Here is a 15,584-nt window from a genome sequence, read left to right as displayed (position 1 = left end):
GCGGTGCGGGAAAGGGTCTATTTTACCGGACCGGGCGCGGCAGCGCTTTTGACATGCCGGGTTTTCTTTTGGCGCAAGGGGCATTCATGGTATAAAGCAACTCGAACCAGTTTTTACTCTTTTCGAATGAATCGTGGCTTTTATACCATCATGGCGGCGCAGTTCTTCTCGTCGCTGGCAGACAATGCGCTCCTCTTTGTCGCAATCAGTCTGCTGACGTCGATGAACGCCCCGGCTTCGCTGACACCACTGCTGAAGCTGTCATTCGTCCTGTTCTACGTGCTGCTGGCCGCTTTCGTCGGCGCCTTCGCCGATTCGCTGCCCAAGGGGCGCGTGATGTTCATCGCGAACCTGATCAAGATTTCCGGCTGCGCGCTGATGTTCCTGAGCGTGCACCCCCTGCTCGCCTATGCCGTGGTCGGCTTCGGCGCGGCGGTCTACTCGCCCGCCAAGTACGGCATCCTGACCGAACTGCTGCCGCCCGAGAAGCTCGTTCCCGCCAACGGCTGGATCGAAGGCCTAACCGTCATGTCGATCATCCTCGGCACCGTGGCCGGCGGCACCCTGGTGAGCGAGCGCGGCTCCAACTTCCTCCTTGGCCTGGACCTGCCGGGCGTGAGCACCGGCGCCGAAGCGGCGATGGCGGTGGTGGTCGGCGTCTACATCCTGGCGGCCCTGTTCAACCTGCGCATTCCCGATACCGGCGCCCGCTACGAGCACCAGGAGCGCAACCCGGCCAAGCTGATCGCCGACTTCGCCAACTGCTCGGCCACCCTGTGGCGCGACAAGCTGGGCCAGATCTCGCTGGCCGTCACCACCCTGTTCTGGGGCGCCGGCGCGACCCTGCAGTTCATCGTGCTGAAATGGGCCGAGCGCTCGCTGCACATGCCGCTGGACAAGGCCACCAACCTGATCGGCGTGGTCGCGATCGGCGTCGCGCTGGGCGCGGCGATGGCGGCGCGCATGATCCCGCTGCGCAAATCGCTCACCGTGATCCCGCTCGGGATCATCATGGGCCTGGTCGTGTGCAGCATGGTCTTCGTGACCACGGTGAACCTGGCCTACCCGCTGCTGGCCCTGATCGGCTTCCTGTCGGGCTTCTTCGTGGTGCCGATGAATGCGCTGCTGCAGCACCGCGGCCACGTATTGATGAGCGCCGGCCACTCGATCGCGGTGCAGAACTTCAACGAGAACCTGTCGATCCTGACCATGCTGGCCCTGTACGCCATCATGATCACGCTGAACCTGGACCTGGACATCATCATCGTCATGTTCGGCCTGTCGGTGGCAGGCATCATGTACTTCATCGGACGCCGCCATGCGGCCAACCAGCGCGAGCACGATTCGCTGGCGCTGATCGGCGAGGAAAAACACTGATTCATCCTACGTATCACAGAGCACTAAAGCATATGTGATACGTATCACCGCTAAACCGTCTTCACCATCCTGCGCGCCGCGGCGCGTTCGCGCCAGTCGTTCGGCACGATGAAGCCGCGCTCGATCTCCTCGATCTGCCCCGGCGTATGGCGCACCGCCGCGACCAGCACCGGCGTGGACGAGGTCTCGAACTGGGCCGACAGCTCGGCATGCAGTTGGGCGCGGTTCAGCATCCAGGTGGCCGAGGCGGCGCGAAACGGCGCCAGCCACTGCAGGCGCGGCAGCATCAGGAATTCCTCCCCGGCCAGGCCCTCGATCTCGTCCAGCGCGCACCAGAAGCCGCGGCAGTGGCCGGCGGCGATCCCGCGCATCGCGGGCCAGGAACCGGACGGATAGAACAGCCAGCCCTTGACCAGCGCACGCGCCCGCGACACCGGCCGCGGCAGCAGGGCCTGCGCAGCCGGATGCCCGCCCAGGCTGAGCTGGCGCTCGAAGACCTTGCGCATCTTGAGGCCCAGGCTGTCGGCCAGGTTGGGGCCGACCAGGGCATCGAATTGCTGCCCCCCTTCCCCATCCAATAGATAAAATTTCGTCGCGAACTCGATGTGCTCGACCGCATCCGGCCCGTCTTCCAGCAGGAAGTCGAATTCGCCGATGGTGTCGTTGCGGCTGGCGCGCACCTGCAGGCCGTGGGCGACCAGGCGTCCATGCTGCTCGAAATAGAAGGCCATCAGCTTTTCGGCATACAGGCCGAGGCGCGTATGCATCTTCGCGCCCAGCGCTTCGTCGAGCAAGGTGGGATCGTAGTCGAGGCGTTTGAGCCAGTCGGCGACATCCGGCCCTACCGGTCCGACGGTGGCGATGCGGCCGGCCCACTGCGGATCGTTCGCATCGAGCAGGTCGGGCGCGTCGAGCAGCCAGGCCAGCGCCCGCACCCGGGCGCGCCGCAGGTGGCCCCAGCGGCGGTGGAAGCCTTGCTGGTAGGTGTCAGCCGGCGCGTCCATCTGCTGCCGCCCTGGCCCGGCACAGGTCCGCCCAGGCCAGCGCCTTGTCGGCCCCGCGCCGCAGCAGTTCGCCCGGATGCAGGGTCGCCACCAGAGGCACCTCGCCGAGCCGGTGGACCTTGCCGCGCGAACCGGCCAGCGGTTCGGAAAGCGGCTTGCCGAGCAGGCCGTCGATGGCCACCTGGCCCAGGGTCAGCACCAGGCCGGCCCCCGTCAGTTCGCGCTCGCGCTCCAGGAAGGGGCGGCAGGCCGCCACTTCTTCCGGGGTCGGGGCGCGGTCGCCGCCCTTGGCGTTGGCGGGACGGCATTTCACCAGCGGAGTCACATAGACATCGGCCTCGCGCGACATGCCGACCGCCGCCAGCATGTTGTCGAGCAGCTTGCCCGGCTCGCCGGTCAGCGGCTGGCCGGCCTTTTCGTCCGCCGCGCTGGCGGTGCCGGCGGCGACCAGCCAGCGCGCCTGGCGCGCGCCGGCGCCAAACACCGGCTTGCGGCCTTCGCTGCAGGCGCTGCAATGGCGGCAACTGGCGACGGCCTGGCGCAGGGCGGTCCAGTCCATGCTGGAGACGTCAAGGCGTTCCGGTTCGGGCTCGACGCCCCAGGCGCTGTCCTCACGCGGCGGCGGCGTCCATGCCTGGCGGGCCGCCGGTTCGGCGACCTGGCGCGGCATCGGGGGCGGCGCCAAGGGCTGGGCCGGCGCCGGCGCCGACGGCGCAGCTTGCGCCAGCACGGCCGGCGCGGGTTCCGGCTCGGCTTGCGGCGCCGCTTCTACCGGCGCCTCCGGCGCGGCGCGCAAACTCCAGAGCGGGCCGATGCCCATCTCGGCCAGGAAGGCCGCGTCGCGGTCACCGATGTGCTTCACTGCGCGGTTCACAAATCGATCCTCATCACGATGGCATCCTCGCGCTGCCCGCCGTGCGCCGGATAGTAGCCCTTGCGGCGGCCGATCTCGCGGTAGCCGTAGCGGCGGTAGACGGCGAGCGCGCGCTCGTTGGACGGGCGCACCTCGAGCAAGATGGACGCCATGCCCTGCTCGCGGGCGCGCGCGCCGATCCGCTCCAGCAGGTGGCGCCCCAGCCCCCGGCCCTGGCGTCCGGCAGCCACCGCCACGTCGAGCAGGTGGGCCTCGTCGACCGCATACATGAGCAGGTAGTAGCCGGCCAGCTGGCCTTGCGCGTCGCGCGCGGTCCAGGCGTCATAGCCGCTGGCGAGCGACTCGCTGAAGTTGGCGCGGCTCCAGGGATGCGGGAACACGCTGCATTCGAGCGCATGCACCTCGTCCACGTCGGCAGCCAGCATCGGCGCGAACGTCAAGCTGGAGAGCTCTTGCACGACCGTCATGCCCCGGCCTTCGCGGCATTGATGGCCTGGCGCTCGGCGCTGGTGTAGGCCACCTTGTTGCGCAGGTAGAGCGGCTGGGCCTGGGCCGGCGGCACGCCCAGGCCGGCGGCCAGGGCCGGTGCGCCCAGCAGCGCCAGTTCGCGCGCGTGCGGCAGGATGTCGTCCAGCGCGCCCTCCGCGAAGGCCTTGCCGGCAAACGCTTCCGGGTAAGCCGAGAACCCGTTGCCGCAGGCGGCCAGGCCCGCGGCCGGCAGCGGCGCCAGATCTTGCGGGGCGCACAGCGCCGGCGCGGCGACCTCGATCCAGGCGCCGCGCGCGGCATCGTGCCGGTACTGTGCCCAGTAGACTTCGCCCATGCGCGCGTCCAGCACCGCCAGCACCTCGTTCGCCCCGGTACGGGCGCGGCAGGCTTCGGCCATCGCCTCCAGCGTCACCAGCGGCAACACCAGGAGATTCGCGCCGAAGGCCAGGCCCTGGGCCACGCCGCAGGCGGTGCGTACGCCGGTGAAGGAGCCGGGGCCGGCGCCGAAGGCGATCGCGTCGCAGTCGGACAGGCCCAAGCCGGCTTCGCGCAGCAATTCCTGCACCATCGGCAGGACCGATTGCGAATGGGTGCGCACGCCGGCGGTGGAACGGGCGATGACGTGGTCCCCGTTCAATAGCGCGCAGGAGGCGAGCTCGGACGAGGTTTCAATGGCGAGAATCGTGGACATGCCGGTATTTTACCTGCTCGGCCGGGGGCCTGGCCACGGCCGGGGGCCTGGAGCGCACATTCCCCCGTGAACACACGGTACAATCCGGCTCATGCAAAGCCTGACCCTGGATTCCGACAACCGCGAGCACATCGCCGCCGCGATAGCGGGCGACGCCCTGACGGTCGCCTGCCTGTGCGCCGCCTGGTGCGGCACCTGCTCGTCCTACCGCGCCACCTTCGAGGAACTGGCCCTGCGCCACCTCGACAAGACCTTCGTCTGGATCGACATCGAGGACCAGGCCGACATCGTGGGCGACCTCGACGTGGAAAACTTCCCGACCCTGCTGGTGCAGCGCGGCGACACGGTCGCGTTCTTCGGCACCATGCTGCCCGACGGCGCCGTGGCCGACCGCCTGGTGCAGGCCCAGGCCGAGACCACGCCGGAAGAACTGGCGCGCCTGGCCGCGTCCAGCGAGGAACGCCGCACCTGGCAGCGCGACTGCAACCTGCGGGTCCTGCTCGGTACTTAATTAAGATAAACGCAGCGGCAGGCTGCGCAGCCGCTGCCCGGTCAGCTTGAACACAGCCGCCGCCACCGCCGGCGCGACCGGCGGCACCGCCGGCTCGCCCACGCCTTCCGGATGCGCCATGCTGGGCATCACGATGGCTTCCACCACCGGCGCCTCGCTCATGCGCACGACCGGATAGTCGCCGAAATTCGACTGCTCCACCCGCCCATCCTTGATCGTGATCTCCCCGTGCAGCGCGGCCGACAGCCCGAACAGCACGCCGGACTCCACCTGCTGGGCGATGATATTCGGGTTCACCGCCAGGCCGCAGTCGATCGCGCACACCACGCGATGCACGCGGATCTGCTTGCCTTCGACCGAGACCTCGGCCACCTGGGCCACCGTGCTGCCGAAGGACCGGTGCAGCGCCACGCCATGCGCGCGCCCTGCCGCCGGCTGGCCCGCCTTGGCCACCGCGGCGTCCAGGGTCGCGAGCGCGCCCGGGTGCCCACGCAGGAGCGCGCGCCGCAATGCGACCGGGTCGCGCCCCGCGGCATGCCCCACCTCGTCCAGAAAAGCCTCCTTGAAGAAGGCATTGTGCGAATGCCCGACCGAGCGCCAGTAGCCGAGCGGCACAGGACTGTCGACGATCACGTGGGCGATGCGCTGGTTGGCGATCGCATACTGCATGTCGTATTCGCCTTCGGCCGTGGTCTTGTCCGGCCCCACGCCCGGCAGCCCGAGGTTGCGCGGGAAGTACTGGTGGCCGATGGCGCCGCTGGCGGATTTATTGTCCCAGGCCAGGATCTCCCCCCTGGCGTCGAGGTGGGCGCGGAAGCGCGCCAGCGCTGCCGGGCGGTAGACGTCGTGGGTGGTGTCGTCCTCCCGGCTCCAGATGAGCTGGACCGGTTTCCCGTGCATGGCGATGGCGACCGTCACCGCCTGCGCCACCATGTCGGCTTCCAGCCGGCGTCCGAAGCCGCCGCCCAGCAGCAGCACCTCGATGCTCACGTCCTCGCGCTCGACGCCGGCCACGCGCGCCGCCACGTCCACCGCGATGCTCGGCACCTGGGTCGAGGCCCACAGGCGCACCCTGGCGCGCCCCTGGACGTACTCGACCTGGGCGGTGCAGTTGACCGGCTCCATGGCCGCATGCGCGAGATAAGGCGCACGGTACTCGGCCGTCACCGTGAGCGCCACCCCGTCCACGTCCTGGCTGCCCGCCTCATGGTAGACGTAGCCGCTTTCGTCCTCGAGGGCGCGCTCGAAGTCCTCGAACACGGATTCGCTGGAGAGCCTGCTGCTGTCGCCGACCTGCCACGTGACCGGGAGCGCCTGCACGGCCTGGTGCGCCTGCCACCAGCTGGTGGCCACCACGGCCACGCCCACGCCGAGGCCGCTGCGTTCGTCCATCAGGCCCGGCATCGGCACCACCTGCAGCACGCCGGGCATGGACTCCACCGCCTTGCCTTCGTGCTTGGTGAGGGTGGCGCCGATCACCGGCGCCATCTTCACGGCCGCGTACACCATGCCGGGCACGCGCGCATCGATGCCGAAGCGCGCGCTGCCGTCGGCCTTGGCGCGGCTGTCCAGGCGCCCCGCGGGCTGGCCGATCAGGCGGAAGTCGCGCGGCTCCTTCAGGCGCACGTCGCCGGCCCCGATGCCGGCGCCGACCCGCGCCGCATGAGGCGCCAGCGCGCCGTAGCCGGCGCGGCGCCCGTCGGGATGCAGGACGAAACCGTCCTCGGTACGCAGGCGTGCGACCGGCGCCTTCCACTGTTCTGCCGCCGCCTTGAGCAGCATGGCGCGCGCCACCGCGCCGGCCTCGCGCATCGGCAGCCAGGCATCCTTGACGCTGGTCGAGCCGCCGGTGAACATGATGCCCAGCTCGCGTCCGAGCTTGGCCATCAGCCACTGCGCGCCCTGGCGCGTGCTGCCGCTGTCGTCGGGGTGGAAAGGCAGGTTCTCGCGCAGCACCGTGAGGTTGGCGAAGATCTTGTCGATCGGGGCCTGTGCGATGCGCACGCTGGACAAGGGCAGGTCGAGCTCCTCGGCCACCAGCATCGGCAGCGCGGTATGCACGCCCTGCCCCATCTCGCTGCGCGGCACCACCACCGAGACCGCGCCGTCGGGCGCGATGGCGATCCAGCCGTTCAGGCCGACCGTGTCGCCGCCCAGCGCCAGCGGGCGCGATGCATGCAGGCGCTGGCGCGGCGGCTGCACGCCCCAGCCGACCAGCATGGCGCCGCCGGCGAGCAGGCCGCCCAGCAGGAAACGGCGGCGCCCGCGTGTGGGCTTGCGGCCTTTCTCAGGCGTCGCTTCCTTCGGCTGCGCCGGCTTCTTGGTTCGATCGATCGTGTCCATGTGCTTGTGTCCGCCCCCAGCGCGACAGTATATCGCCAGCCGCGACCGGCCGGCTGTAGAGGTAGCCCTGGGCCTGGCGGCAGCCGTGCCGCAGCAGGAAGGCGGCCTGTTCTTCGTTTTCCACGCCCTCGGCCACTACCGACAGGTTCAGGCTCTTGCCGAGCTGGATGACGGCCACCGCGATCGCCTCGTCGTTGGCGTCGACCAGGATGTCCTGGATGAAGCTGCGGTCGATCTTCAGGGTCTGCACCGGCAGCTGGCTCAGGTAGGCCAGCGAGGAATAGCCGGTGCCGAAATCGTCGATCGCCAGCCCGACGCCGACCGCACGCAGGTCGTTGATGTGCTGCAGCGCGTCGGACGTGTTCATGATGACCGACTCGGTCACCTCCAGCTGCAGCCGTGCCGCTGCCAGGCCGGTTTCCTGCAGCACCGCGGCCACCACCGGCGCGATGCTGCCGCGCTCGAACTGGCGCACCGACAGGTTGACCGCCATCTTCGGCACCGACAGGCCGGCCCGGTCCCAGCGCCGCATCTGGGAACAGGCCTCGGCCAGCACCCACTGGCCCAGCTGGCTGATGAAGCCGGTGTCCTCGGCCACCGGGATGAAGCGCACCGGCGCCACCCTGCCCAGTTCCGGGCTGTCCCAGCGCACCAGGGCTTCGACGCCGACCAGGCGCCCGGTGTCGATCTCGACCTGGGGCTGGTACTCGAGGAAGATCTCGCCCTTCTCGATCGCGCGGCGCAGCAGCGACTCCAGGCGCAGGCGCATGGCGCCCTCGCCGCTCATCGAGGGCGCGTAGAACTGGTAGCCGTTGCGGCCGCGCGCCTTGGCCTGGTACATGGCGACATCGGCGTTGCGGATCAACATGTTCAGGTCGGTCGCATCCTGCGGGAACAGGCTGATGCCGACGCTGCCGGTGACGAACAGTTCGTAGCCCGACACGGTGAGCGGCTGCTCGAACAGGGCCATCAGCTTCTCGGCCACGTGGGCGGCGCCTGGACCGCCGACGTCTTCCAGCAGCACGATGAATTCGTCGCCGCCCAGGCGCGCCAGCGTATCGCCCTCGCGCAGGCAGGCGGTCAGCTGCCCGGCGACCTGCTTGAGGAGCAGGTCGCCCACGTGGTGGCCGAGGGTGTCGTTGACGTTCTTGAAGCGGTCCAGGTCGATGAACAGCACCGCCAGCTGCTGGCCTGCGCGCGCGCAGCGGACCATCGCATGCTGCAGGCGGTCGTGGAACAGCAGCCGGTTCGGCAGCGCGGTGAGCGGATCGTGGTGGGCCAGGTGGTCGAGCTTGTCCTGCGACTCCTTGACCTCGGTGATGTCGCTGAACACGCAGACGTAGTGCGTGACCTGGTCATCGTCGTCGCGCACGCTCGATACCGTCAGCCACTCCAGGTAGGCCTCGCCGTTCTTGCGCTTCTCCCAGCGCTCGCCGCGCCAGAAGCCGGCCTCCAGCAGGTCCTGCCACATCTGCCGGTAGAACGGCTCGTCGTCGCCGCCGGGGCGCGTCAGGCTCGATTGCTGGCCGAGCGCTTCCATTTCCGTGTAGCCGGTGATCTGGGTGAAGGCGGGATTGATGGCGCGGATGCGGCCGTGCACGTCGAGCACCGTGACGGCATCGGCGATGTGCTCGAGCACCGTGGCTGACAGGCGCAGCTTTTCCTCGGCCTGCTTGCGCTCGGTGATGTCGGCGAACACCCAGATGCTGCCCTCGTTCGGGCGCGCGCTGTCCAGCGCGCAGCCGCTCACCAGGAGCCAGAAGCTGCTACCGTCGCGGCGCCGGAACTGGATCTCCTCGCCGGCATCCAGACCGCCCGCGATCTTCGGATACTGTTCCAGCCACAGGCGCTCGTATTCGGCGCGCCCCGGGAACAGGAGCTCGGTCGACCGGCCCGCCAGCTCGGCCTCGCCGTAGCCGAACAGCGCCTCGGCGCGCCGGTTGGCCGAGACGATGCGGCGCTCGCGCACGAACAGCACGCCGAACATGACGTTGTCCAGGATCGCACCCTGCTCGGTGAGCAGGGCCTCGATGCGCATTTCGTCATGCTTGCGCTCGCTGATGTCGTAGATGATGCCGTCGACCCGGAATTCCTCGCTGCCCCACTCGCCCTGCGGCTGGCCGCTCTCGAGCACCCAGCGCTCGATGCCGCCGGCGTCGATGATGCGGTATTCGATCTCGTAAGCACTGCCGGCCGCCAGCGCGTCCTTCGCCGCATGGCGCTGCATGCGGCGGTCCTCGGGATGGATGATGTTGGCCCAGTCGTCGGTGGTGGCCAGCATGAAGCGCTCGGCCGGGTAGCCCGATATCTCCTCGATGGCCTCGCTGACGAAGTCGATGTGCCCGCCCGGGCGCGCACGGAACACGGCGCCCGGCACCTGGGCGACGATGGTCCGGAACTGCTCCTCGCGCCGGCCGATGTCGGCGAACAGCTGGCCGATCGCCGTGCGCATGCGCTCCATCTGGCCGCCCAGGCGCCCCAGCTCGTCGTCGACCGGCAGCGCCAGCGGGGTATCGAAATCGCCGCGGGCCAGCCGGTCGGAGAAACCGGTGAGGGTGCGCAGCGGCGACAGCAGGCGGCGCCGGATCAGGAGCGCGATCAGGAGCAGCGACACGCCCAGCTGGATCGCCAGCACCAGCGCATAGTTGCGTTGCTTGGCGCGCAGCTCGTCCTGAAAATGATGGTCGCTCATCTCGATCACCACGTGACCGATCTTCTGGCCGCGCACTACCACTTCGCGCTCGGTGCGGTACAAGTGCGCACCTGAAGGTACTGGACTGTCGCGCTTGATGAATTTGGCCTGTGCCAGGTCGTGCACTTCGACGCGCACGATGGTGGGGTCGCGTACGAAGGAATCAACCAGCGCGCGCGCCGCCTCGGTATTCATGTCCCATAATGATTCCTGGACGCCGAGCGCCAGGATGTCGGCATTGCGCTGCAGTGCATCGTTCAGCACGTGGACGGTCGCCTCGTGCTCCTTGACGCCGATCATGAAGTAGCCGCCGACCATGGCGGGCACGGCAAGGCCGCCGAAGGCCACCAGCAGCAGCGCGCCGTGGATCGAACGGCCATACAGCTTGCGGAGCCTGGAGGGCAGGTCGCGGAATGAAGAACGTAGCTGGAACATCGGTGTCGGCCTGCTCCGGCCATCCGGCAGGAATTTACTTAAGGCAATGGAATTGTTCGATTATGCATGCCGGATGCCGAAGCGTCATCAAATTGCTTATTTACAGATAGGCACGCGTGTCCGGCTGTCGGCAGGACGCGACAAGACTTGTTATGATTGAATCTTTCGGAGGAGAAATTATGAGCCTGTCCATGTATTCCGCTTCGGTCCCCGTATTCCAGAAGATGCTGCGCGCCTTGGCCGGCGTGCTGGAAAAAGCCGAAGCCCACGCCCAGCAGCACAAGATCGAGCCGGCCGCCCTGCTGCAGGCGCGCCTGTTCCCGGACATGTTCCCGCTGGTGGGCCAGGTCCTGATCGCGACCGATTTCGCCAAGGGCGCGAGTGCCCGCCTGGCAGGCGTGGACGTGCCGCGCTATGACGACACGGAACAGAGTTTCGCCGAACTGCAGCAGCGCATCACCAAGACCCTGGGCTACATCGAGTCGCTGCCGCGCGCAGCGTTTGACGCGGCCGGCGAACGCGCCGTCACCCACGGCGCAGGCGAGCGCGCGCGCCATTTCGAGCGCGGCGACGACTACCTCACCGGCTTCGTGCTGCCGAATTTCTTCTTCCACGTGACGACCGCCTACGCGATCCTGCGCCACAACGGGGTGCCGATCGGGAAGCGCGACTTCCTGGGTCTCTAATATAGAGAGGGGTGTTCAGGTATTCCGGCGCGGGTAGCCCTGCGCCAGGATGCGCACCCACACCCGCTCCTTCTCCTCGGCGCTCATCGCCACCCACTGCGCCACCTCGACATAGGTGCGGCCGCAGCCGCGGCAGACTTCGTCGAAAGTGGTCGAACACACGGCCACGCATGGGGTGTCGGGGCGCTGGGGCGCGCCCGTCGGATCAGCGTGCTGGTCCGACATCGAGCTTGTCCCAGCCTTCGTGGCCGAGCTTTTCCATGGTATCGATATTCTTCTCGAAGATCTCGGAAGCTTCCGGGAAGGCCTCGACCGCGCGGTCGATGCTGTCCTCGCGCAGCAGGTGCAGGATCGGGTACGGCGCCCGGTTGGTGTAGTTCGCGATGTCGTTCGGGTCGGTGTCCGCGAACTGGTAGTCCGGGTGGAAGCTTGCCACCTGCAATTCACCGTCGAGCTGCATGTCCTCGACCGCGGCATCGGCCACGTCCAGGAATTCGTTGTAGTCTTCGAAGTCGGTCAGCACGAAGGGATGGATCAGGAGGGTCGTGTCGACCTCCTCGGCCGGGGTGTCGGACAGGTGCTGCAGCTCGTCCATGAGCTGCTCGAGCAAGGCTTCCGGCGTGGTCGCGCTGGACACGACGTAGCGCACCTGCTCCTTCGTATAGACGGACTTGGCGAATGGGCAGAGATTCAGGCCGATGACGGCCCGTTCCAGCCAGCGGCGGGTAGCGGCGACGATCGCGTCGTCGTCGGCATTCGGGTTTGCGGTACGCATGGATGACAAATTATAAGGCGGTAGCAGAAGCCGGATTGTACGCACTCTTTGCGTCCCCTCATAGATTGACACCTTCCGGCGGCTAGGCTAGAGGCAGAACAGATGAGGAAAGCCCGGCCCCTCCGACCGGCCAGGATCGGCAACTTCCTGCCGCGATCTGGCGTGCATCTCACTGCAATTTCCGTTTTCATGATGTCAATTTACATAAATGAACTCCGGAAATTAATTTGTAACGATGAGCCCGCATGCCTTGACTGACGCGAGCATGACTACGTACACTGCCCCCTTGACCAGTACGTCCGTTCTCGGACGCAACATTGGAAAGCGATGCACGACATGATCCGCAAGACCGTAGCGACTGCCGCGCTGGCACTGCTGGCCACTTCCCCGCTGACTTACGCGATGGACAACGCCCCCGTGGCCGCCGTATCGAATTCGGCTGCGAACGCGCTGAACGCCCGCCCTGCCGCGCCCCTGGCGCCCGGCCTGCTGAAGGTCGACGACTACAAGGAAACCGACGTCTGGGGCCGCATCCGCAGCGGCTATGCCATCCCCGACGTCGACAACAGCCTGGTGGCGCGCCACACCCAGGCCTACAGCGCCCGTCCCGACAGCCTCAAGCGCATCTCCGGCCGCGCCTCGCCCTACCTCTACCACATCGTCCAGGAACTGGAAAAGCGCGGCATGCCGACCGAACTGGCCCTGCTGCCGGTGATCGAATCCGCCTTCAACCCGCAAGCCCTGTCCACCGCCGACGCGGCCGGCCTGTGGCAGTTCGTGCCGGGTACCGGCAAGGACTTCAACCTGAAGCAGAACATGTTCAAGGACGAGCGCCGCGGCGTGCTGGCCTCGACCGATGCGGCCCTGAGCTACCTGCAGCGCCTGTACACCATGTTCGGCGACTGGCAGCTGGCCCTGGCGGCCTACAACTGGGGCGAAGGCAATATCCAGCGCGTCATCAAGAAGAACCAGGCGCTCGGCAAGGGCACCGACTTCGAGAGCCTGGCCGAGCTGATGCCGGCGGAAACCCGTAATTACGTGCCCAAGCTGCAGGCGGTCAAGAACATCGTCGCCAACCCGTCGCAATACAACGTGGCGCTGCCGGTCATCGACAACCAGCCCTACTTCACCGCGATCGACAAGACCAGCGACATCGACGTCGCCGTCGCGGCCCAGCTGGCCGAGATGTCGCTCGACGAGTTCCGCGCGCTGAATCCGCAGTTCAAGAAACCGGTCATCACCGGCGGCGAAAAAACCAAGATCCTGTTACCGAAAGAAAACGCCGAGAAGTTCCACCTGAACCTGGCCGGTTGGGGCCGCGAGCTGTCGACCTGGACCACCCACAAGATCACCAACGCCCGCACCAGCATCAGCGCGCTGGCATCGAAGTTCGGCACCACCCCGGAAGTCATCCGCCAAGCCAACAACATCCCGGCCAAGTCGACCATCAAGGCCGGCTCGACCATCCTGGTGCCGAAGGCCTCGGCCTCGCAGGCCGGCGACATCGCCGAGAACATCATCGAGAACGCGGTGGTGGCCTTCGAAGCCGAGCGCAGCCCGCGCGTGAAGGCCAAGACCTCGCGTTACAAAGTCAAGGCGACTGCCTCGTCCGGCAAGCGCATCGCACGCAACACCTCGTCCAAGCGCAAGCAGCGCTGATCCACATCAAGGCCGGCGCTTAGACCGGCCTTAAGCCCCTCCCAGCAACGGCCGTCCAAGTGGACGGCCGCGTGCAGACTTTTTTAATCTGATGTATGATGTCGTTTGTGCGCTGCAATAGCAGGTCCGAACAGACAGGATCCAGCAGTTCACCACAGCAGTACAACAAGCAGCATCGCAAGCCTTGGCGACAAACGATCGCCCTTCTTAAAAGCCCTCCCGCCCTGCGTGTCAGCATCCAGACACCGTCCCGGCGCAAAGCTTTTGTGCCGAAATTTCTTTCATTTCTGAGTCATTTCGTAGTGTTGGTTCGCGTTGCTATTCTGCGCTCGTCGTTTCGACACGACACGCGCGATCATGATTGAATTCCGAAAGTAAAAGTACACATGAGTTTTGAAGCACTAGGTTTACACGCGTCGCTCGTCAAGGCAGTTGCTGCCGCCGGCTACACCAAGCCGACCCCGGTCCAGGAACAGGCCATCCCTGCCGGCATCGCCGGCCGCGACCTGCTGGTCTCCTCGCAGACCGGCTCGGGCAAGACCGCGGCATTCATGCTGCCGGCCCTGCACAAGCTGGCCAACATGGAGCCGTCGGCTCCGGTCCGCACCCCGGCGCAGAGCGCGCAGTCGGCGCGCGCCCGTGGCGAACGCGTCCGCTTTACTCCGGCCCAACCGAAGATGCTGGTCCTGACCCCGACCCGCGAACTGGCACTGCAGGTGACCACCGCGACCGAACAATATACTAGCGACATGCGCCGCATCCGCGCCGTGTCGATCCTGGGCGGCATGCCGTATCCGAAGCAGATGCAACTGCTGTCGAAGAATCCGGAAATCCTGGTGGCAACCCCGGGCCGCCTGATCGACCACATGGAATCGGGCAAGATCGACTTCTCCCAGCTCGAGATCCTGGTGCTGGACGAAGCCGACCGCATGCTCGACATGGGCTTCATCGAGGACATCGAGAAGATCGTCGCTGCGACCCCGGCTACCCGCCAGACCATGCTGTTCTCGGCTACGCTGGACGGCGTAGTGGGCAATATGGCGCGCCGCATCACCAAGGATCCGCAGACGATCCAGATCATGAGCGCGGCCAACCGCCACGAGAACATCGTGCAGAAGGTGCACTTTGTCGACGACCTGTCGCACAAGAACCGCCTGCTCGACCACCTGCTGCGTGACGAGTCGATGGACCAGGCCGTGGTGTTCACCGCGACCAAGCGCGACGCCGACATGATCGCCGACCGCCTGAACATCGCCGGCTTCGCAGCCGCCGCCCTGCACGGCGACATGCACCAGGGCGCGCGCAACCGCACCCTGGACAGCATGCGCCGCGGCCAGGTGCGCGTGCTGGTGGCGACCGACGTTGCCGCCCGCGGCATCGACGTGCCCACCATCACCCACGTGGTGAACTACGACCTGCCGAAGTTCCCTGAGGACTACGTGCACCGTATCGGCCGTACCGGCCGTGCCGGCCGCAATGGTCTCGCGATCTCGCTGGTGAACCACGCCGAGAACATGAACGTGCGCCGCATCGAGCGTTTCACCAAGCAGACCATCCCGGTCGACGTGGTGGAAGGCTTCGAGCCGAAGCGTTCGGCGCCGACCCGTTCGGCCAGCCGTCCGGGCTGGAAGCCGGGCGACGGCCGCAATGCCCACAAGCCGGGCCAGCGCAGCTTCTCCAAGCCGGGCTATGGCGCGCCGCGCGAAGGCGGCTTCGGTGACCGTGCCCCGCGTGAAGGCGGCTACGCCCGTCCGGCGGACAGCCGCCCTGCCGAGAGCCGTTTTGCCGATCGCGGTCCGCGTGAAGGCTACGGCGCACCGCGCACCGGCGACTACGGCGACCGTCCGCAGCGTGAAGGCGGCTACCGCCGTGACGCGGCCCCGCGCGAAGGCGCGCCAGCCGGCGCACCGCGCGAAGGCGGCTACCGTGGCACCCGCCCGGAAGGCGCTCGCCGCGAAGGTGGCTACAACAAGCCGGCGCACCCGCGTTCGGCTGACGGCACCCGCCGCACTTTCGGCGACTACTGATCGCTGAATGCCCCATGAAGA

General features: G+C 67.4%; 13 protein-coding genes. 5 read left to right on the top strand and 8 right to left on the bottom strand.

The genetic code is table 11. The features are described 5' to 3' along the window. Positions 1-126: 126 nt before the first annotated feature. A complete protein-coding gene (lplT, locus tag YWC_RS0108600) occupies positions 127-1,377 on the top strand; it encodes a lysophospholipid transporter LplT (RefSeq protein ID WP_027865002.1) in 1,251 nt (416 codons plus the stop codon). 50 nt (positions 1,378-1,427) lie between these two features. Here the strand turns inward: lplT and YWC_RS0108595 are convergent, their stop codons facing one another. The 4 genes from YWC_RS0108595 to tsaB are packed head-to-tail and all read right to left on the bottom strand — an operon-like array spanning position 1,428 to position 4,435. Beyond that, entirely contained in the window at positions 1,428-2,381 is a 954-nt protein-coding gene (locus YWC_RS0108595) for a DUF1853 family protein (RefSeq protein WP_027865001.1), read from the bottom strand. Next, entirely contained in the window at positions 2,365-3,255 is an 891-nt protein-coding gene (locus YWC_RS0108590) for a uracil-DNA glycosylase (RefSeq protein WP_229413052.1), read from the bottom strand. Before YWC_RS0108590 ends, YWC_RS0108595 begins: the two co-directional genes overlap by 17 nt. Beyond that, positions 3,252-3,722: a ribosomal protein S18-alanine N-acetyltransferase gene (gene rimI / locus YWC_RS0108585; protein WP_027864999.1), complete on the bottom strand. Its 471-nt coding sequence runs from the start codon at positions 3,720-3,722 to the stop codon at positions 3,252-3,254. The genes YWC_RS0108590 and rimI overlap by 4 nt, the downstream gene beginning before the upstream one ends. Continuing rightward, positions 3,719-4,435, bottom strand: coding sequence for a tRNA (adenosine(37)-N6)-threonylcarbamoyltransferase complex dimerization subunit type 1 TsaB (tsaB, locus tag YWC_RS0108580; RefSeq protein ID WP_027864998.1), 717 nt, complete (start codon positions 4,433-4,435; stop codon positions 3,719-3,721). The genes rimI and tsaB overlap by 4 nt, the downstream gene beginning before the upstream one ends. Before the next feature lie 91 nt (positions 4,436-4,526). On the opposite strand from tsaB, the gene YWC_RS0108575 reads away from it, so the two are divergent. Beyond that, positions 4,527-4,946 carry a thioredoxin family protein gene (locus YWC_RS0108575; protein ID WP_027864997.1) on the top strand — a complete coding sequence of 140 codons (420 nt, stop codon included), beginning with the start codon at positions 4,527-4,529 and terminating at the stop codon, positions 4,944-4,946. Here the strand turns inward: YWC_RS0108575 and YWC_RS0108570 are convergent, their stop codons facing one another. Both YWC_RS0108570 and YWC_RS0108565 read right to left on the bottom strand, forming a co-directional pair. Then, positions 4,947-7,289, bottom strand: coding sequence for a xanthine dehydrogenase family protein molybdopterin-binding subunit (locus YWC_RS0108570; RefSeq protein WP_084416361.1), 2,343 nt, complete (start codon positions 7,287-7,289; stop codon positions 4,947-4,949). It abuts the gene before it with no gap. Next, positions 7,234-10,416: a bifunctional diguanylate cyclase/phosphodiesterase gene (locus tag YWC_RS0108565; protein ID WP_027864995.1), complete on the bottom strand. Its 3,183-nt coding sequence runs from the start codon at positions 10,414-10,416 to the stop codon at positions 7,234-7,236. The genes YWC_RS0108570 and YWC_RS0108565 overlap by 56 nt, the downstream gene beginning before the upstream one ends. 179 nt (positions 10,417-10,595) lie before the next feature. On the opposite strand from YWC_RS0108565, the gene YWC_RS0108560 reads away from it, so the two are divergent. Beyond that, positions 10,596-11,102 carry a DUF1993 domain-containing protein gene (locus YWC_RS0108560; protein WP_027864994.1) on the top strand — a complete coding sequence of 169 codons (507 nt, stop codon included), beginning with the start codon at positions 10,596-10,598 and terminating at the stop codon, positions 11,100-11,102. A gap of 15 nt (positions 11,103-11,117) precedes the next feature. On the opposite strand, the gene YWC_RS0108555 is transcribed toward YWC_RS0108560, so the two are convergent. Both YWC_RS0108555 and YWC_RS0108550 read right to left on the bottom strand, forming a co-directional pair. Continuing rightward, positions 11,118-11,327 carry a DUF1289 domain-containing protein gene (locus tag YWC_RS0108555; protein WP_027864993.1) on the bottom strand — a complete coding sequence of 70 codons (210 nt, stop codon included), beginning with the start codon at positions 11,325-11,327 and terminating at the stop codon, positions 11,118-11,120. Then, positions 11,308-11,877 (bottom strand): DUF1415 domain-containing protein, encoded by a 570-nt coding sequence (locus YWC_RS0108550; RefSeq protein WP_036213753.1) that lies wholly within the window; start codon positions 11,875-11,877, stop codon positions 11,308-11,310. The genes YWC_RS0108555 and YWC_RS0108550 overlap by 20 nt, the downstream gene beginning before the upstream one ends. Before the next feature lie 327 nt (positions 11,878-12,204). On the opposite strand from YWC_RS0108550, the gene YWC_RS0108545 reads away from it, so the two are divergent. Together YWC_RS0108545 and YWC_RS0108540 are read left to right on the top strand one after the other, a co-directional pair. Continuing rightward, on the top strand, positions 12,205-13,536 hold the full coding sequence (locus tag YWC_RS0108545; RefSeq protein ID WP_084416360.1) for a transglycosylase SLT domain-containing protein: 1,332 nt from the start codon (positions 12,205-12,207) through the stop codon (positions 13,534-13,536). A gap of 386 nt (positions 13,537-13,922) precedes the next feature. Beyond that, positions 13,923-15,563 (top strand): DEAD/DEAH box helicase, encoded by a 1,641-nt coding sequence (locus tag YWC_RS0108540; protein WP_027864990.1) that lies wholly within the window; start codon positions 13,923-13,925, stop codon positions 15,561-15,563. Positions 15,564-15,584 lie beyond the last annotated feature (21 nt).

It is taken from the genome of Massilia alkalitolerans DSM 17462, assembly GCF_000427785.1.
Classification (GTDB): Bacteria; Pseudomonadota; Gammaproteobacteria; order Burkholderiales; family Burkholderiaceae_D; genus Telluria; species Telluria alkalitolerans.
Note: the sequence above shows the minus strand (reverse complement) of the source record. Positions and strands in the feature narration are given on the sequence as shown.